At 65.6% G+C, this 17,941-nt stretch carries 16 protein-coding genes and 1 pseudogene; 9 read left to right on the top strand and 8 right to left on the bottom strand.

Annotation, left to right across the window (positions count from 1 at the left end; genetic code table 11):
- Positions 1-84: 84 nt before the first annotated feature.
- The 4 genes from HYG77_RS30925 to mptB are packed head-to-tail and all read right to left on the bottom strand — an operon-like array spanning position 85 to position 4,960.
- Positions 85-1,530: a hypothetical protein gene (locus HYG77_RS30925; RefSeq protein ID WP_208963581.1), complete on the bottom strand. Its 1,446-nt coding sequence runs from the start codon at positions 1,528-1,530 to the stop codon at positions 85-87.
- A gap of 2 nt (positions 1,531-1,532) precedes the next feature.
- Positions 1,533-2,333 carry an ABC transporter permease gene (locus HYG77_RS30930; protein ID WP_208961494.1) on the bottom strand — a complete coding sequence of 267 codons (801 nt, stop codon included), beginning with the start codon at positions 2,331-2,333 and terminating at the stop codon, positions 1,533-1,535.
- Positions 2,330-3,268: an ABC transporter ATP-binding protein gene (locus HYG77_RS30935; protein ID WP_208961495.1), complete on the bottom strand. Its 939-nt coding sequence runs from the start codon at positions 3,266-3,268 to the stop codon at positions 2,330-2,332. The genes HYG77_RS30930 and HYG77_RS30935 overlap by 4 nt, the downstream gene beginning before the upstream one ends.
- A gap of 6 nt (positions 3,269-3,274) precedes the next feature.
- Entirely contained in the window at positions 3,275-4,960 is a 1,686-nt protein-coding gene (gene mptB, locus HYG77_RS30940; protein WP_244461396.1) for a polyprenol phosphomannose-dependent alpha 1,6 mannosyltransferase MptB, read from the bottom strand.
- 231 nt (positions 4,961-5,191) lie between these two features.
- Here mptB and HYG77_RS30945 point away from each other — a divergent pair, with 231 nt between their 5' ends.
- The 7 genes from HYG77_RS30945 to HYG77_RS30975 all read left to right on the top strand — a co-directional run bounded on the left by HYG77_RS30945 (position 5,192) and on the right by HYG77_RS30975 (position 11,731).
- Positions 5,192-5,941: a metalloregulator ArsR/SmtB family transcription factor gene (locus HYG77_RS30945; RefSeq protein WP_269467584.1), complete on the top strand. Its 750-nt coding sequence runs from the start codon at positions 5,192-5,194 to the stop codon at positions 5,939-5,941.
- An 82-nt stretch (positions 5,942-6,023) separates the two neighbouring features.
- Entirely contained in the window at positions 6,024-7,484 is a 1,461-nt protein-coding gene (gene sufB / locus HYG77_RS30950; protein ID WP_109330206.1) for a Fe-S cluster assembly protein SufB, read from the top strand.
- Positions 7,484-8,713 carry a Fe-S cluster assembly protein SufD gene (gene sufD / locus HYG77_RS30955; protein ID WP_208961497.1) on the top strand — a complete coding sequence of 410 codons (1,230 nt, stop codon included), beginning with the start codon at positions 7,484-7,486 and terminating at the stop codon, positions 8,711-8,713. Before sufB ends, sufD begins: the two co-directional genes overlap by 1 nt.
- A 41-nt stretch (positions 8,714-8,754) precedes the next feature.
- Positions 8,755-9,561: a Fe-S cluster assembly ATPase SufC gene (sufC, locus tag HYG77_RS30960; RefSeq protein WP_159922627.1), complete on the top strand. Its 807-nt coding sequence runs from the start codon at positions 8,755-8,757 to the stop codon at positions 9,559-9,561.
- Between the two features lie 6 nt (positions 9,562-9,567).
- On the top strand, positions 9,568-10,827 hold the full coding sequence (locus tag HYG77_RS30965; protein WP_109330200.1) for a cysteine desulfurase: 1,260 nt from the start codon (positions 9,568-9,570) through the stop codon (positions 10,825-10,827).
- Positions 10,824-11,321, top strand: coding sequence for a Fe-S cluster assembly sulfur transfer protein SufU (gene sufU / locus HYG77_RS30970; RefSeq protein WP_109330198.1), 498 nt, complete (start codon positions 10,824-10,826; stop codon positions 11,319-11,321). The genes HYG77_RS30965 and sufU overlap by 4 nt, the downstream gene beginning before the upstream one ends.
- Positions 11,318-11,731 (top strand): metal-sulfur cluster assembly factor, encoded by a 414-nt coding sequence (locus HYG77_RS30975; protein WP_208961498.1) that lies wholly within the window; start codon positions 11,318-11,320, stop codon positions 11,729-11,731. The genes sufU and HYG77_RS30975 overlap by 4 nt, the downstream gene beginning before the upstream one ends.
- Positions 11,732-11,798: 67 nt before the next feature.
- Here HYG77_RS30975 and HYG77_RS30980 read toward each other — a convergent pair whose 3' ends face one another.
- The 3 genes and pseudogenes from HYG77_RS30980 to HYG77_RS30990 all read right to left on the bottom strand — a co-directional run bounded on the left by HYG77_RS30980 (position 11,799) and on the right by HYG77_RS30990 (position 15,273).
- On the bottom strand, positions 11,799-12,695 hold the full coding sequence (locus HYG77_RS30980) for a Ku protein (protein ID WP_208961499.1): 897 nt from the start codon (positions 12,693-12,695) through the stop codon (positions 11,799-11,801).
- 31 nt (positions 12,696-12,726) lie between these two features.
- Positions 12,727-13,875: a lycopene cyclase family protein gene (locus tag HYG77_RS30985; protein ID WP_208961500.1), complete on the bottom strand. Its 1,149-nt coding sequence runs from the start codon at positions 13,873-13,875 to the stop codon at positions 12,727-12,729.
- A gap of 612 nt (positions 13,876-14,487) precedes the next feature.
- Positions 14,488-15,273 (bottom strand): annotated as a pseudogene (locus HYG77_RS30990) (SDR family oxidoreductase).
- Between the two features lie 127 nt (positions 15,274-15,400).
- On the opposite strand from HYG77_RS30990, the gene HYG77_RS30995 reads away from it, so the two are divergent.
- Both HYG77_RS30995 and HYG77_RS31000 read left to right on the top strand, forming a co-directional pair.
- Positions 15,401-17,032 (top strand): ABC-F family ATP-binding cassette domain-containing protein, encoded by a 1,632-nt coding sequence (locus tag HYG77_RS30995; protein ID WP_109335128.1) that lies wholly within the window; start codon positions 15,401-15,403, stop codon positions 17,030-17,032.
- Between the two features lie 72 nt (positions 17,033-17,104).
- Positions 17,105-17,320, top strand: coding sequence for a helix-turn-helix domain-containing protein (locus tag HYG77_RS31000; RefSeq protein WP_109335127.1), 216 nt, complete (start codon positions 17,105-17,107; stop codon positions 17,318-17,320).
- 14 nt (positions 17,321-17,334) lie between these two features.
- Here the strand turns inward: HYG77_RS31000 and HYG77_RS31005 are convergent, their stop codons facing one another.
- Positions 17,335-17,901: a TetR/AcrR family transcriptional regulator gene (locus tag HYG77_RS31005; protein ID WP_109330192.1), complete on the bottom strand. Its 567-nt coding sequence runs from the start codon at positions 17,899-17,901 to the stop codon at positions 17,335-17,337.
- Positions 17,902-17,941 lie beyond the last annotated feature (40 nt).

Genomic DNA, 17,941 nt, shown 5'->3' on the forward strand with positions numbered 1-17,941 from the left:
AACTACACGCTGTCGTTGGGCTGGGGGTCGAGAACTCGATTCGTCTCGCGTCCGCCTTTGCGGCGGATCTCCGGCGACGGCGAACTACTCCGCGCGTATCCGCAGTATGCCGGTCACGGTGCCCTGCCAGAAATCGCCGGTGTCGGTGACGAGACCGGACATCTGGAGGGTGTCGTTGACGGCTGTGCCCGGCAGTGGACTGGTGTGCTCGAGCGACCCGTCGGCGGGATCGATCACGACGAAGGAGAAGTCGTCCAGCGGTGTGGTGACCGCAGGGCCTTCACGGATCACCGTGTACAGGTGGCCGTCGCCGGTCGAGAGGCGGGGGACCGCAGCGCTGCGGACGTCGTTGTTCCATACCTCGTGACAACCGATGGGATCGATGTCGATCCGGGCCATACCCCCGGTGAAGGGTGCACTCGCGGGTTCGGCCGGCCCGGCACCGGGGGGAGTCACCGGATACGGGTAGCCGTAGGTTCCGGCCACGTACACCGAGTTGCCGACACCGACTGGAGAGTTCTCGCTTCCGCCGGGATCGGCCAGCACGGGCAGGGTGCACACCTCGTCGCCGGACTCGGTGTGGAACACGCGCAGCTGCGCGCGGGGCTGGGCGTTGTCCACGATCGCGACGAAATCGCTGCCGGTGGACGGCCCGAAGTAGGTGGGAGTGGAACCGGTACCCCAGCTCAGCTGACCCGGATTGCGGGAGCCGCCTCGGTCGTAGTCGCGCCGCCAGTCGAGGTGAAGGTCACCGTCCCGGAAGGACCATTGGTACAGCGCGTGTGTGCTGGCCACGGCGGTTCCGGCGGGTGAGCTGGAAATGCTGTTCTGTACCTCCTCTCCGGCGGGAAGGGCGCGAGCATGGGCGATGCCTGCGCGGTCTACCGCACCGACCACTCCGCCTCCGGTGGCGAACCACACGTTGCCGTTCCAGTCGGGCGTCAGTCCGGTCACGTTGTCGCCCGGGGGGACGCTGCCGGACAGGTCGACCCGGGAATCAACGGTCAGCCGCCAGGCGCCGCCGGCGTCCCTCGAGTGGCCGAGTCGTAGAAGTTGCCGGTTACCGTCGACCACGACCAGGCGATTGTCGTTGTCGAGATACGCGTAGACGCCGCCGAGGAGACTGCCTTTCGCGAGTTCGAATCGAGCGAGCGAGCGACCGAATGGTGCAGCCGGGGCTGCCGGGTCGATGAGGTGAACTGTGGGAACCTGCCCGGCCACTGCGGTGCAGAGTGCGACGACGAGCCGGTCGGACCCCTGGAGCAAGGTCGGGCAGGCCGATACCAGCGGATATGCGGAGAGCGAATGCCGACCGGTGCCGGGGCCTGGAAGCGGGGTGACGTCGGTGGAACCGGCGTCACCGTGCATGGTCGAGGTGCCTGCGGGGCCCAGATACGGATTCGGTGGTGCCGGCGGCCCCCAGTGAGGTGCGGCACCGGCGGGCGGAGCGACACAGGCCAGCAGCGCACCCAGCACCACGAGAACTGTCGCAGCGGACCGGGGCCGACCGGAAATTCGGCGCGCGAACATCCTCATGTGAACCGAAACGTCCTCGCCGCGAGAACCCCGGCGGCGACGCCCCATACCAGGAGAACAACGACGCTGACTACGTCTATCGCTCCCCTGAGCGCGGCGTCCAACGCCAGGGCCAGAGCGCCGGAGGGGATCAGCCTGGCGCCTGTGTGAAGTAACACGGAGAGCTCACCGGTGACGAAGACGACGCTTCCCACGCCGACCATGATGAACCACAGAATGTTCGCCAACGCCAGAACGATCTCGGCCCGCAGCGTTCCGCCCAGGAGTAGTCCCATGGCGGCGAAGGTCACCGTGCCCAGCGCGATGACCGCCGCCCCGAGTGCCAGACCCCACACGCTCGGCCGCCATCCGAGGGCGGCGCCGATCGCACCCAGCAGAACCGACTGCAGTGCCACGACCAGGACGACTGCGGCGCTTTTTCCCGCGATGATTCCCCAGGTCGGAAGGGGAGTGGCGCCCAACCGCTTGAGGGCGCCGTAGCGGCGGTCGAAGCCGACTGCGATTGCCTGGCCTGTGAAGGCCGTGGACATGACGGCCACCATCATCACAGCCGGGACCACCTTGTCGACCCGGGTCGCTCCGAGATCACCGATAGGAAGTAGACACAGACCGACCAGCAGGGTGATCGGGATGAACATCGTCAGCAGAAGCTGTTCGCCGTTGCGCAGCAGGAGCTTCAGTTCGAGAACGGTTTGTGCTCGAAGCATGACTGCGGCCGCGCTGGGACGCGGATCGGGGGAAAAAGTGCCCGGCGCGAATCGGTTGTCCGTCAGACGGTCGCTGGCGTTCATGGTCATCCCCTCAGTTCCCGGCCGGTCAGTTCGAGGAACACGTCTTCGAGACTGCGCTGGTCGACCCGGATGTCGTGAATCAGTGCGCCGAGATCAGCGCACCAGGAGGCGATCGCGGCCACCACCGCAGGATCGATCGGGCCCTCCACGAGGTAGGTCCCGGGCGTGGACTCGAAGACACGGAACGTGTCCGGAAGAGTGAGCCGGGCGAGGTCGAGGCCGGCCGGCGCGGTAAGTCGGAGCTGACCCTCGGCGCCGCGGCTCGTCACCTCGCTGGGCGTGCCGGCCGCCACGACCGACCCGTGGTCGATGATGACGAGTTGATCCGCGAGTTCTTCGGCTTCGTCCATGACGTGCGTCGTCAACAGCACACCGACTCCATCGCGGCGCAGGGCGTCGATGAGTTCCCACACCATCAGCCTCGCCTGGGCGTCGAGCCCGGCGGTCGGTTCGTCGAGGAACACCAGTTCGGGGCGACCGACCAGGGCGCACGCCAACGACAACCGTTGCTGCTGCCCACCCGACAACCGGCGGTACGGGGTACGACGGGAATCCTCGAGACCCAGGCTGCGCAACAGCCAGTCGGGGTCGAGCGGATCTGCGGAGTAAGCGGCGACGAGGTCGAGCATCTCCCCGGCCCGCGACCCCGGGTAGGCGCCGCCACCTTGCAGCATCACGCCGATCCGTGCGCGAACCTTCCCCGCGTCGGCGATCGGGTCGAGGCCGAGTACCTGCACGCGTCCACTGTCGGGCCGGACGAAGCCCTCACACATCTCGACCGTGGTGGTCTTGCCTGCCCCGTTCGGACCCAGCAGTGCAACGACCTGCGCCTGTTCGACGAGCAGATCGAGGTTGTTCACTGCCCGCACGCCGTCGAAGGTCTTCACCACGCCTTCCAGGCGTACAGCGGGTTGCGCCGATCCGGGCGTTCGCGAGGTCACGGGGAATCAGCGTAAGCCTTGGCCTGGTGTGACCCGGCCGGTGCCCCGGCTTTCGGCGTCCGCGCCTGCGGCGGGCTGTCGGAGTGTGTCGGCGACGGCGCGGACAGGTTCCGGCCCGACACGCCAGGGCAGCCGGTTGCGCGTGATGACGATCAAAGTTCCCGCCGTGAACACGGTCGCGATGGCGGCCTGGACGATGACGAACGGCTGGTACTCGCCGCCGTTGGGCATCAGGATGACGCTGACCACCGAGGAGAACGCAATGGCAGGCACCCGGAAGGCCGGTGCCGTCGCCCACGCCGCGAGCGGGAGGACTGCCCACAGGAGATACCAGGGCTGGACCACCGGGAACAGCAGTACCACCGCCCCGAGCGACACACCGAGTGCGCCGACCGGGTGAATGCGTCCCATGAGGACGGCCACCAGCATGCGGAGTGTGATGAACGCGGCCACTACCGACGCGATCGGCCGAGTGAGACTCAACACCGCCGTCGTGTGGTCGCCGAGGCCGAGGAGGACGCCGGCGAGTCCGGTGCCCAGGCCGAGAAGGGTGGGGATCGACATCCAGCTGCGAACCGCATTCGCCGTCCCGAGCGTGTGGACCCACCCGATCCCGAGCCCGCTGGATGTGCTGATGGCGAGTGTGACGACGAGTGCGACGCCACCGAGCAGGGCTGCGGCGGTGATTACCGCTCGCAGGTTCGCGCCCCAGCGCCGCGCCAACGCCATCCCGACGAAGCCCAGTGCCAGCAGGGACGGGATCTTGATCGTCGACGACAGGGCGATGAGCGCCGCTCCCGACAGCAGCAGCAGTAGTGATCGGCCACGAATCGGTCCGGCGTGTTCGATGGACCGCAGCGCGAGTTCGATGCCGGCGAGCATCAATCCGAGCATCAAGGCCTCGTTGTGGATGCCGGCGACGAGGTGGAACAGCAGGAGTGGGTTGGCCGCGCCCAGCCACAACGCGCTCACCTCGGCGACGCCGCAGCGCCGCGCCAGCCGCGGCAGTGCCCACACGATCATCGCTACGCCGGCCAGTGCGAGCAGCCGGTGCAGAAAGATGCCGGCGACGATGTTGTCATCGGTCAGAGCACTGATTCCCCGGCCCATCCAGAGGAAAAGGGGACCGTACGGTGCGGGGGTGTCGCGCCAGATGGTGGGAACGGTCCGGGTGAGGACGTGGTCGACGCCGAGTGCGCCCGCCGGACCGATGGCATACGGATCGAGCCCCCGTGACGCAATCTCACTCTGCGCGAGGTAGGAGTAGACGTCCTTGCTGAACATCGGGGGCGCCACGGACAGTGGGATCACCCACAAGAGCAGGGTGCGATCGAGTTGCGAGCGGTTCAACCGCCGGACCGGACCCGACTGCAGGTTGCCGATCGCGAATCGCCCCAGCAGCAGCCACGCGAGGACGATCATCACGGTTCCGGTCATGGTCAGTGTCAGTGCGACACTCGGGATTCTCGCCGGAAGGCCGATGAATCGCAGCCCTTGCACAGGGTTCTGCAACACCGGTTGGGCGCCGGCGCCGAGCGCACCCACCGCCATCAACACGGCCCCGGTGGCGCCGAATCTGCGGATTCCGCGCAGCTGCGCGGTCTCCTGCGCGTTGAGTCCGGCGGTTTCCACCTCGTCACCATGGAGAACGGCCGCGACGGACGGACGCGGCGACCGGCCGTCGATTCCCAGTGCCCGGCGTCCGAATGCGGTGGAGTGTCGGAGAGCGACGCGAGCCGCGCGGATCGGCTGGACGCGGGACGAGTCCGGGTTCTCGGGGATCTGCGGCACACAGGAAGCGTAGCGGTGGTTCGAACACAGTTCGTCCGGCCAGCATTCCCACCGGGAACGGGTGAATAATCACAGGTGTAAGGCAGGGCACCCTTAGTAGACCTGCGATCGGAATTCCGTCACACTGGTGTTGTGAAAACGGATGCGACCACCCGAGCGAGCAAGGAAAGCGCTGTTCAGGCGCGTTCCTCTGCGTTGCCGGCCGGCACCGCATCTCCCGTCGCCGCCGGCCACGAAGGCCACACCAGGGCGGCCGTGGTGAAGCTCCTGCTCGAGGACGGGCCCATCACCGCGTCGGAGATCGGCACTCGGCTCGGTCTCAGTGCCGCGGGTGTACGTCGTCACCTCGACGCGCTGCTGGAGTCGGGCGAGGCCCGGGAAGCGTCCGCAGGTGCGGCGCGCCATCGTGGTCGCGGACGCCCCGCCAAGTACTTTCAAATCACCGCCAAGGGTCGTGGGCGGCTCGGCCACGCCTATGACGATCTTGCCGGTGCAGCGATGCGTCAACTGCGCGAAGTTGGTGGAGACGCTGCGATCACCGACTTCGCCCGGCGCCGCGTCCAGGCAATCGTCGGTGAGGTCGAGCCCGCCTCCGCTCAGACCCCCGAGGATCTCGAACAGACCGCGGATGCCATTGCGGATGCGTTCACGAGCGCCGGATTCGCGGCGTCCACGCGCCCGGTCGGAAACGGTGTCCAGATCTGCCAGCACCACTGCCCGGTCTCGCATGTCGCCGAGGAGTTCCCCGAATTGTGCGACGCCGAGCAGGAAGCGTTCGCGCAGTTACTGGGCACGCACGTTCAGCGGCTCGCCACGATCGCGAACGGTGACTGCGCCTGCACCACGCACGTTCCACTCGTACCGCCGGCGGGGCCGAAATAGTGCCGCCGATACACCCCATTGCCACCGATCCCCGGCGACCAGCCCTCGCCGGTCACGTAACAAGACTCCGGAAGGAGCTCGCATGACCGTCACATCAGACCAGGTGACATCCGCTGCGTCGGCAAATGCCGAGCCGCTCACGCAGGAAGAGACCATCGCCTCGCTCGGGCATTACGGGTACGGCTGGTCCGATTCGGACGCGGCAGGTGCCAGCGCCAAGCGCGGTCTGTCCGAGGACGTCGTGCGCGACATCTCCGCGAAGAAGAGCGAGCCCGACTGGATGCTGGACATCCGCCTACGCGCGCTGAAGACCTTCGACAAGAAGCCGATGCCGAACTGGGGTTCCAACCTCGAGGGCATCCACTTCGACAACATCAAGTACTTCGTGCGCTCGAGCGAGAAGCAAGCCGAGAGCTGGGAAGATCTGCCCGAGGACATCAAGAACACGTACGACAAGCTGGGCATCCCCGAGGCGGAGAAGCAGCGCCTCGTGGCAGGTGTCGCAGCACAGTACGAGTCCGAGGTGGTGTACCACTCGATCCGTGAAGACCTCGAGTCGCAGGGTGTCATCTTCCTCGACACCGACACCGGATTGAAGCAGCACCCCGAGCTCTTCCGTGAGTACTTCGGCACGGTCATTCCCGCCGGTGACAACAAGTTCTCCGCCCTGAACACGGCCGTCTGGTCGGGTGGATCGTTCATCTATGTGCCGCCGGGCGTGCACGTGGACATCCCGCTTCAGGCGTATTTCCGTATCAACACGGAGAACATGGGCCAGTTCGAGCGAACACTGATCATCGTCGACGAAGGTGCGTCGGTGCACTATGTCGAGGGTTGCACTGCGCCGATCTACAAGTCGGATTCTCTGCACTCCGCCGTGGTCGAGATCATTGTGAAGAAGGGCGGCCACTGCCGCTACACGACCATCCAGAACTGGTCGAACAATGTCTACAACCTGGTGACCAAGCGCACCAAGGTGGAGGCCGGCGGATCCATGGAATGGGTCGACGGCAACATCGGCTCCAAGGTCACGATGAAGTACCCGGCCGTGTGGATGATGGGCGAGCACGCGCGTGGCGAGGTTCTCTCCGTGGCGTTCGCGGGCGAGGGACAGCACCAGGACACCGGTGCGAAGATGCTCCACCTCGCGCCCCACACGTCGTCCACCATCATCAGCAAATCGGTGGCTCGCGGCGGTGGACGGGCGTCCTACCGCGGACTCGTTCAGGTCAACAAGGGAGCGTACGGGTCGAAGTCGACCGTCAAGTGTGACGCTCTGCTGGTCGATCAGATCAGCCGTAGCGACACCTACCCCTACGTCGACATCCGCGAGGACGACGTGACGATGGGCCACGAGGCGACCGTCTCCAAGGTGAGCGACGACCAACTGTTCTACCTCATGAGCCGCGGGCTGACCGAGGACGAGGCCATGGCAACCGTGGTGCGCGGCTTCGTCGAGCCGATCGCCAAGGAGCTCCCGATGGAGTACGCCCTGGAACTGAACCGCCTGATCGAACTGCAGATGGAAGGGGCGGTGGGTTAGTGACCACGCCAGAAACCGGTGTTGAGAAGCTCGGCGTCGAAGGCGCTGTCGCGGGAGAGAATCCGCGGATAGAGCGAACCGCGACCGGCTCGCCGATCGTCAACAAGGGTGAGGTTTTCACCTCCTTCGACGTCAAAGCCTTCGAAGTTCCGGGGGGTCGCGACGAGGTCTGGCGATTCACTCCGCTGCGTCGCCTGCGCGGGTTGCACGACGGAACGGCCGTCGCGAACGGTGCCGTCACAGTTGATGTCGCAGGTCCGGACACGGTGCAGGTCGAGACCGTCGGCCGAGACGATTCCCGGCTCGGCAAGGCAGGCGTGCCCGCCGACCGTGTCGCCGCGCAGGCGTACTCGGGATTCGAGTCGGCCACCGTCGTGACCGTCGGCCGTGAGGTCGAGGTTCCCGAGACGATCAACATCACGGTCACGGGTCCGGGCGAGGGCAAGGTGGCGTTCGGCCACCTGCAGATCCGGCTCGAGGCGTTCGCCAAGGCCACTGTCGTGCTCGACCAACGGGGCAGCGGAACCTTCGCCGAGAATGTGGAGTTCGTTCTCGGCGACAGCGCCCGCCTCACCGTTGTCGCCGTGCAGGACTGGGCCGACGACGCCGTCCACGTGGCAGCTCACCACGCGCGCCTCGGGCGCGATGCGGTGCTGCGGCACAACGCGGTCAGCCTCGGTGGAGACTTGGTGCGTCTGTCTGCAACCGTCAAGTACGACGGTCCCGGTGGCGATGCCGAACTGCTCGGCCTGTACTTCGCCGATGCCGGACAGCACTTCGAGCAGCGCCTGCTGGTGGATCATTCACAGCCGCACTGCAAGTCGAATGTGGTCTACAAGGGTGCGCTGCAGGGCGACCCGAACTCGGGCAAGCCCGACGCGCACACCGTGTGGATCGGCGACGTGCTGATCCGGGCAGCTGCCGAGGGTACGGACACGTTCGAGCTGAACCGCAACCTCGTCCTCACCGACGGAGCGCGAGCCGACTCGGTCCCGAACCTCGAGATCGAGACCGGCGAGATCGTCGGCGCCGGGCACGCGAGTGCCACCGGTCGATTCGACGACGAGCAGCTGTTCTACCTCCGCGCCCGGGGTATCCCGGAAGACCAGGCGAGGCGACTCGTCGTGCGTGGGTTCTTCCACGAAATCATCAACAAGATCGCCGTCGCCGAGATCCGCGAGCGTCTCGAAGCCGCCGTCGAGGCCGAACTCGCCGCAGTCGGCGTCTGACGAGGCTCGACCACTACTGCCCATTTCTTCGAAGGATTCCCATGTCTACCCCTGACGCTTCCCCCGAAATCTCCGTCCTGGAAATCAAGGACCTCCACGTCGACGTTGCAAATACCGACGAGAACGCGGAACCCATCAACATCCTCAAGGGCGTCAACCTGACGGTGCGCTCCGGCGAGACCCACGCGATCATGGGGCCCAACGGCTCCGGCAAGTCGACGCTGTCCTACGCCATCGCCGGGCACCCCAAGTACCAGGTGACCTCCGGGTCGATCACCCTCAACGGTGAGAACGTCCTCGAGATGACCGTCGACGAGCGGGCCCGCGCCGGCCTGTTCCTCGCCATGCAGTACCCGGTCGAGGTTCCCGGTGTGTCGATGTCCAACTTCCTTCGCACCGCGGCCACCGCCGTGCGCGGCGAGGCGCCGAAGCTGCGCCACTGGGTGAAGGAAGTCAAGGAGGCTCTCACCGAGCTCGACATCGACCCGTCCTTCGGGGAGCGCAGCGTCAACGAAGGGTTCTCGGGTGGCGAGAAGAAGCGCCACGAGATTCTGCAGCTCGGTCTCCTGAAGCCGAAGATCGCGATTCTCGACGAGACCGACTCCGGCCTCGACGTGGACGCTCTGCGTGTCGTCTCCGAGGGAGTCAACCGCTACAAGGAGCGCGACCACGGCGGAATCCTGCTCATCACGCACTACACCCGCATTCTGCGGTACATCAAGCCCGAATACGTGCACGTGTTCGTCGGCGGACGTGTCGTCGAGTCGGGCGGGCCGGAACTGGCCGACGAGCTCGAGGCCAACGGCTACGAGCGCTTCACCCAGGCTGCCGCAACGCAAGGAGCATAAACGCAGATGACCACCTCGGTGAGCGTGTTCGACGTCACCAGGATCCGGGAGGATTTCCCGATCCTGGCTCGAACGGTGCGCGACGGAAAACCGCTGGTGTACCTCGATTCGGGCGCGACATCGCAGCGCCCGACTCAGGTGCTCGACGCCGAGAGGGAGTTTCTGACGACATGTAATGCGGCGGTGCACCGGGGCGCGCACCAACTCGCGGAGGAGGCCACCGATGCCTACGAGAACGCTCGTGCGGCCATCGCGGCGTTCGTCGGTGCGGACAGCGACGAATTGGTGTTCACCAAGAACGCGACGGAGTCGCTGAACCTCGTCACCCACGTGCTCGGTGACGACCGTTTCGATCGGCACCTCGGACCGGGCGACGAGATCGTGATCACCGAACTCGAACACCACGCGAACCTTGTGCCGTGGCAGGAACTTGCCCGGCGCACGGGCGCCACGCTGCGCTGGTACGGAGTCACTGACGACGGCCGGATCGATCTCGACTCCCTCGAGTTGACCGACGCAGTCAAGGTCATCGCGTTCACGCACCAGTCGAATGTCACGGGAGCAGTAGCGCCGGTCGAGGAGCTGGTCCGGCGTGCCCGCGCAGTCGGCGCTCTCGTCGTGCTGGACGCATGCCAATCTGTGCCGCACATGGCTGTCGACTTCCATGCGCTCGGTGTCGACTACGCGGCGTTCTCCGGTCACAAGATGCTCGGGCCTTCCGGGGTGGGCGTTCTCTACGGCAAGCGCGAGCTGCTCAACGCGATGCCGCCGTTCATCACCGGCGGATCGATGATCGAGACCGTCACCATGGAGCGCACGACATACGCGCCACCGCCGCAGCGGTTCGAGGCGGGCGTGCCCATGACGTCGCAGGTAGTCGGTCTCGGCGCAGCGGTGCGCTACCTCGAGGACATCGGGATGGACGCCGTCGCGGCGCACGAGCACACGCTCGTCGAAGCCACGCTCGAGGCTCTCGGAGCCATCGACGGAGTACGGATCATCGGTCCGACCTCGTCAGCGGACCGGGGTGGCGCCGTCTCATTCGTGGTCGACGGGATCCACGCACACGACCTCGGTCAGATTCTCGACGACGAGGGCGTGGCGATCCGCGTCGGACACCATTGCGCGTGGCCACTGCACCGGAGGTTCGGAGTCGCAGCCACCGCCCGGGCTTCGTTCGCCCTGTACAACACACTCGACGAGGTCGCGGCGTTGGCTGCTGCGATCCGTCGAGCGCAGGACTTCTTCGGGGAGGCGCCCGCGTGAGAATGGAACAGATGTACCAGGAGGTGATCCTGGACCATTACAAGCATCCACACGGTCGGGGCCTGCGGGAGCCGTTCGGTGCGGAGGTGCATCACGTAAATCCCACGTGCGGTGACGAAGTGACCTTGCGGGTGCACGTGACCGACGACGGCACGGTCGCCGACGTGTCCTACGACGGCCAGGGTTGTTCCATCAGCCAGGCATCCACCTCCGTTCTCACCGATCAGGTCGTGGGTATGCCGGTGGACAGGGCGTTGCAGACGGTCGCGGCGTTCAGCGAGATGGTCGGCAGTCGCGGTACCGTCGAGGGAGACGAGGACGTCCTCGGTGACGGCATCGCCTTCGTCGGCGTCTCGAAGTACCCGGCCCGCGTCAAATGCGCGCTGCTGGGATGGATGGCATTCAAGGACGCCGTTGTTCAGATCGTGGCCGACAAGGATCCGGTCGCGACAGAAGACGGCGAACCAGCTCGAATCGGAGGACAGGCATCATGAGCGAGACGCAGACCCCGGACACGGATGTCGCTGCCGGAACGGAGCAGCCGACTGCCGACCAGACCGAGAAGCCCTCCACCTCAGGAGCGGTTCCCGCCCCTGAGCGGCTCGAGGAACTCGAGGAAGCGATGCGCGACGTCGTCGATCCGGAGCTCGGCATCAATGTCGTCGATCTGGGACTCGTCTACGGCATCACCGAAGACGAGGACGTGGTCATTCTCGACATGACCCTCACCTCGGCGGCGTGCCCGCTGACCGACGTCATCGAGGATCAGGCGCGTGGCGCACTGGTGCGCAGCGGTTTGTGCAACGACTTGCGGATCAACTGGGTGTGGCTGCCGCCGTGGGGTCCGGACAAGATCACGGAGGACGGGCGCGAGCAACTACGCGCTCTCGGCTTCACCGTCTGACGGTACCGTCATTCACGCGCAGGGCCCGGCGAGATCTTCTCGCCGGGCCCTGCGCGTGAATGCCCGTTCAAGCGCGCTTGCGCTCCGAGGCAGTGGACTTCGACGCGGGTTTCTTCGCCGCGGTCTTCGCAGGGGCTTTTTTGGCAGGCTTCTTCTTCGCGGGAGCCGCCTTCTTGCCAGCGGCGTCGACACTGCGTTGTAGCGCTGCTACCAGGTCGACCACCTCGGCGTCTTCACCGGCCTTCTCGGTTTCCGCGACGGGAATGACTCTCTTGCCACCCGAGCTGATCATTTCGTCCAGCAGCTCCCGTAGCTGAACCTGGTAGTCGTCGGTGAACTCGGTGGGATCGAAATCCTCGGCCATGCTGTCGACCAGCGTTTCGGCCATCGCCAGTTCTTTCGCCTTCGGTTTGTCGACGTTGTCGAGCGACGGAAAGGACGCTTCACGTACTTCGTCAGGCCACAGCAGCGTCTGAATGACCAGGACGCCGTCGCGGGAGCGCATCGCCGCCAGACGAGTGCGTTGACGCAGCGTGAAGTGCACGAGCGCCGTACGGTCGCTTTCGGAGAGCGCGGTCGCCAGCAGCACGTACGCCTTCGGTGAGCTGGAATCCGGTTCGAGGTAATAGCTCTTTTCGAACAGAATGGGATCTATCTGATCGGTGGGCACGAATTGCAGAACCGGAATTTCGTGTTTCTCGGCGGCGGGAAGCTTCCCGAAGTCGTCGTCCGTCAGGACTACTCGGACACCGTCGTCGGAATCGTAGGCCTTGTCGATATCGGCGTACTGAACGACATTGCCGCATTCGGTGCACACCCGGTTGTATTTGATCCGCCCGCCGTCCTTGGCATGGACCTGGTGAAACTTGATGTCGTGATCCTCGGTTGCCGAATACACCTTGACCGGCACGTTGACGAGACCGAACGCTATCGAGCCCTTCCATATCGACCGCATGCGTTCCATAATGGTCCCCTTTCAGACTTCGCGCGACACTTCATCGAACTTCCCGGTGAAGCGCCGAGCGCAGCATTGCACCGCGAATATCCGCGGACGAAGCGAGGAACATCCGTCGCATTGCCGACAACGTCGCGGCCGGATGTGCACGGTCGGACAGGTAGGCCGCCTGCACATGCGGGGGAAGATCGAAAAAATGCTCGAAGAATTCCGGTACCGATTCCGCGTCGAGTCGGAGGAGTGTGCGTAACCCGATCGACCGCAGAGACGCCACTGTTCGTGCCCTCCAGGGCCAGAGCCGGCCCGAAGTGCCCTCCACGAGGTCGCGGGTCAGGGCGTCCGCGCAACTGAGCGATGCGGCAACGCTGTAACCGGTGCCCGGATGCATCAGGCCTGCACGGGCGCCGAAGCGGACCTGCCCCGATCCTGCCGTCCGGCCGGCGTCGTGGGGCGGTTCGACCGCAAACCGGACGCGTTCTACGTCGGAGCGTGACGGAACGGAAACTCCGCGGTGTCGCAGCCGCCGGTGGAGCCTTGTCGCGAGCTCCGACACCGGCAGAGCCGGACGACCGACGAGACACGTTTCCTCGAGGAGGAACCGATCGGCGGACAGCGGCACGGCGTAGAGAAAGGACGGCGGATCTGACGGCGAGGTGCCGTTGTCGGTGCGCCAGTCCATGAACAGGGCGTGCTCGCCGTCCAGAGCGCCGGCGGCCGTGCCGGTGTCGACTACAACGCCGTACGCGGTCTGCTGGGCCAGGTCGGGGCTGTCCCCGGTGCCGCGCGCGTCCACCACCACGCGCGCTGTCACAGTCGTCCCGTCACCGAGGAGCACGGCAGTGGGGGAGAGGTCGACGGCTCTACCTGCGATTAAGGTCGCTGTTCCGTCAGACAGCATTGACTGCAGCATAGGTGTATTCAAGACACAGTAGGTGCGGCATATCGACTGCCGGCGTGTAGTCCATGCCGTCGGCAGCTGGGTCCGGGTAGCGATCGCCGCTTCCGGCAACCAGTGGGGGAGCTCGTCCTCCCATGCGCCGTAGGTCGCGGTCCAACTACGCCGGGGGTGGGGGTCGATCGCCACCACGGTGAGGCCACGGAGTGCGGCCCGGTGGGCGAGTGCGCGGCCGGCAGGGCCGAGCCCGACGATCGCGACGTCCCAGTTCGGCGGATGTGATGCAGCTGCCACGATGACCAGCTTTTCACGAACACCGCGGTAGAGGTGCTTCCGAGTCCGACCAGGACGGAACCGCACTATTAACCGAATTCAGGCAGTTGTGCGGTATAGATGCGGGGCAGTAGTGGCACCCTTCCAGCATCACCGCACCCCACGTACATCGCCGGTCCGAAACGCCGCTGCCAGTGCCGAACCTGAATGGGGAGGCCGAAGGCCTCACGCGCTGCATTGCCGGCGGGGTAGGGGAGTCGGCAGTGTAGTAGTCGCGCCGCCGCGATAGCGGACCTCTTGCGCTTACCGGGCGTCGGCACGGCGAGCGCAAGACGGCATTCCTGCGGAGATAACTCGGCGGAATCCGCCATACGACTCGGAACGGGACGGAACACCCTAATATCCCGAATCGATACCACGGCCCGCTATTCCTGAAACATCGTCATCACCCTCAGAACCCCCGTTGCCGACTCGACGTACCACCGCCAGCATCAGCAAACAACAGCCGCCCAGGTCTGTCCGCTCGGCGGAGTCGATCTGCACTCGGAAAGTTGGGAGTACGTCGGCCTACGCCGTGCGGCCCGACGGAATGCTGCCGTCCTGGGGGAGATGCACCGGCACCGATCTGATGGGCTACATCGAGCCGGTAGCGAGGAGACCGCCGTCGACGCGGACGGTTTCGCCGGTGATCCAGGTGGCGGCAGGTGAGACGAGAAATGCTACGAGGGTCGCGACGTCTTCGGTGTGCCGAGCCGCTTCATCGGATAGCCGGCGGATACCTGCTCTTCGCCCGCGGCGACGAGTGCGGCGGCGAATTGCGTCTTGACGATTCCCGGCGCCACGGCGTTTACGCGGATATCGGGTCCGAGTTGCCACGCGAGTTCTTCGGTGAGCCGGATGAGCGCAGCCTTGGACGCGCCATACGCAGCGATTACGCCGGTGGATCGCATGCCCGCGACGCTGGCGAGATTGACGATGGCGCCGCCGTGCCGGCCCATCCAGGCGCGGTGAGCTTCCTGCACGTAGCCGAGCGCGGCTACCACGTTGATGTCGAAGATCTTGCGGACGGCGTCGAGGTCGGCGTCCATGAGCGAGCCGAACACGGGATTGATGCCGGTGTTGACGAGGATGTCGAGTGAGCCGAATTGTTCGACTGCAAGCGCAACGGCTTCGGTGCGCGCTGCGGCGTCGCCTGCGTTGCCCGGGTAGATAGCGACCCTGCCGGTGGGACCCAGTGTCCGCAGTTCCCGAGCTGCGTCCCTCCAGCGGTTCCGGTTTGCGGGCGGTGATCACGACGTCGGCGCCGCGGCCGAGCAGCTCCGCCGCGATCGCCTTGCCGATTCCCCGGCTCGCGCCCGTCACGAGGGCGGTGAGTCCGGGTAGATCCTTCGAGGAGTTCACTCCTGTGTCCGTTGTCATGGGCGAACGTTAGCGGAATCACTGGTAGGCGTGTTCTAGCTGGATCGAAGCTCGAGGTAAAATCGGGGGTTCGTGCGTTCTGTGCGCGTTTCTCTCATCGAAATTTGAGCTTTTCCTAGGAGTCTTGTTGATCACCGCTACCGACCTGGAAGTTCGAGCCGGAGTGCGGACGTTGCTGTCTGCGCCCGGGCCGGCCTTGCGGGTGCAGCCCGGCGACCGGATCGGTCTGGTCGGCCGTAACGGTGCCGGTAAGACGACGACGCTTCGCATCCTGGCCGGGGAGGGGGAACCCTACGCCGGTTCCGTCGTCCGGACCGGCGACCTCGGTTACCTCCCGCAGGATCCCAAGGAGGGCGATCTCGACGTTCTCGCGAAAGATCGCGTTCTGTCGGCGCGGGGCCTCGATGCGTTGCTGCGTGACATGGAGAAGCAGCAGATTCTGATGGCCGAAGTGGTCGACGACGCCGAACGGGACAAAGCTGTACGCAAGTACGGGAATCTCGAGGAACGGTTCTCCGCGCTGGGCGGATACGAAGCGGAGAGTGAAGCGGCGCGTATCTGCAACAGTCTCGGTCTCGCCGACCGCATCCTCGGCCAGCAGTTGCACACCTTGTCGGGCGGGCAGCGCCGCCGTGTCGAGTTGGCCCGGATTCTGTTCGCGGCCTCGGACGGCAGCGGCGGACGGTCGGACACGACGCTTCTGCTTGACGAGCCGACCAACCACCTGGACGCCGATTCCATCACGTGGCTGCGCGGGTTCCTGCAGAGCCACGAGGGTGGACTGATCGTGATCAGCCACGATGTCGAACTGCTCAACGACGTCGTCAACCGGGTGTGGTTTCTCGACGCCGTGCGCGGTGAGGCAGATGTCTACAACATGACCTGGAAGAAGTATCTCGACGCGCGGGCCACGGACGAGCAGCGCCGACGCCGCGAGCGGGCCAATGCCGAGAAGAAGGCCGGTGCCCTGCGCGCTCAGGCCGCGAAGCTGGGCGCGAAGGCCACGAAGGCCGTTGCTGCGCAGAACATGGCGAAGCGCGCCGACAAGATGATGTCCGAGCTCGATGCCGAACGGGTTTCCGACAAGGTTGCTCGCATTCGGTTCCCCGAACCCGCTGCCTGCGGGAAGACGCCGTTGATGGCGGAGAACCTGACCAAGGTCTACGGTTCCCTCGAGATTTTCACCGGAGTGGATCTCGCAATCGACCGGGGCTCCCGCGTGGTGGTCCTGGGCCTCAACGGTGCCGGTAAGACCACGTTGCTGCGCATTCTGGGTGGCGTCGAGACGCCGGACGCCGGCGGTCTCGTCCCCGGGCACGGATTGAAGATCGGGTATTTCGCGCAGGAGCACGACACACTCGACGACAACGCCTCGGTGTGGGAGAACATCCGCCACGCGGCGCCCGACACGGGGGAGCAGGAGCTGCGTTCGCTGCTCGGTGCGTTCATGTTCACCGGTCCGCAGCTCGAGCAGCCCGCCGGCACGTTGTCCGGTGGTGAGAAGACCCGTCTCGCGTTGGCGGGTCTGGTGTCGTCGTCGGCCAACGTGCTGCTGCTCGACGAACCCACCAACAACCTCGATCCGGTATCGCGCGAACAGGTTCTGGATGCCCTCCGCAGCTATACGGGCGCTGTGGTGCTGGTGACACACGACCCGGGTGCGGCGGAGGCGCTCGACCCGGAACGGGTCATCCTGCTACCGGACGGCACCGAAGATCACTGGTCTCAGGAGTATCTGGAACTGATCCAGCTCGCCTGACGTGCGTTGATCCCGTCGCGGCGACGTTCTACCGTGGAAGCCACCACCGTCGCTCGTCGACTGGAGGAATTCATGGCTGACATCGGTGTTTTCGCCAAGAGTGCTCGCATCACGGGGTCGCCCCGCGCCGATTTGCAGGCGGAGTTGAAGGATCGGTACCAGGCCGGTGCGAGTATTCGTTCGCTCGCCCGGGAGATGGGACGTTCCTACGGGTTTGTACGGAACATGCTCGCCGAGTCGCATGTAGAGCTTCGGGGGAGGGGTGGAGCGCACCGCCGCCCGACCTGAGGGTTCCCCGGGGTTCAGTCCCGGCGCCGGACCGATTCCTCGACGAGGTCGAGGACGGCGGAGAGATTGTCGCCTGCCTGTCCCGACGCGATTCGTGCGACCAGTCCGTCGAGAACGAGATCCAGATATCCGATCAAGACGTCGGTGGGCACGTCGTCACGCAGACGTCCGGCGGACTTCTGCCGTGCGAGGCGCGCCATCGTGGCCTCGGTCAGTTCAGCTGAGCGCTGTGACCAGCTTCGGCGGAAATCGGCGTCGTTGCGTAGGCGGCGGGCGATCTCGAGCCGGGTGCCGAGCCAGTCGAACTGGTCGGGTTGCGCGAGCATGTCGCGCATGACCTGAACGAGGCCCTCTTGCGCGACGACGTCGGCCATTCTCGTTGCGTCCTCGTGTGCGAGCGCGAGGAACAATCCGTCCTTGTCCTTGAAGTGGTGGAAGATCGCTCCGCGCGACAGGCCGGTCACTTCTTCGAGTCTGCGGACCGTGGCACCGTCGTATCCGTATTCCGCAAAGCATCGGCGGGCGCCGTCCAGAATCTGACTGCGCCGTGCCGCGAGATGGTCTTCACTGACCTTGGGCACAGGCACCCTTCCTTCGTTTGGGTGCCTGTGAGCACTTTCG

Source organism: Rhodococcus sp. ZPP, from assembly GCF_017656075.1.
Taxonomy (GTDB): Bacteria; Actinomycetota; Actinomycetes; order Mycobacteriales; family Mycobacteriaceae; genus Rhodococcus_F; species Rhodococcus_F oxybenzonivorans.

Coding starts and splice junctions, on each gene's coding strand:
- HYG77_RS30925 (WP_208963581.1), bottom strand. CDS start 1,530: ATGTTCGCGCGCCGAATTTCCGGTCGGCCCCGGTCCGCTGCGACAGTT.
- sufC (WP_159922627.1), top strand. CDS start 8,755: ATGTCTACCCCTGACGCTTCCCCCGAAATCTCCGTCCTGGAAATCAAG.
- HYG77_RS30975 (WP_208961498.1), top strand. CDS start 11,318: ATGAGCGAGACGCAGACCCCGGACACGGATGTCGCTGCCGGAACGGAG.
- HYG77_RS31000 (WP_109335127.1), top strand. CDS start 17,105: ATGGCTGACATCGGTGTTTTCGCCAAGAGTGCTCGCATCACGGGGTCG.
- HYG77_RS30930 (WP_208961494.1), bottom strand. CDS start 2,333: ATGACCATGAACGCCAGCGACCGTCTGACGGACAACCGATTCGCGCCG.
- HYG77_RS30980 (WP_208961499.1), bottom strand. CDS start 12,695: ATGGAACGCATGCGGTCGATATGGAAGGGCTCGATAGCGTTCGGTCTC.
- sufB (WP_109330206.1), top strand. CDS start 6,024: ATGACCGTCACATCAGACCAGGTGACATCCGCTGCGTCGGCAAATGCC.
- HYG77_RS30965 (WP_109330200.1), top strand. CDS start 9,568: ATGACCACCTCGGTGAGCGTGTTCGACGTCACCAGGATCCGGGAGGAT.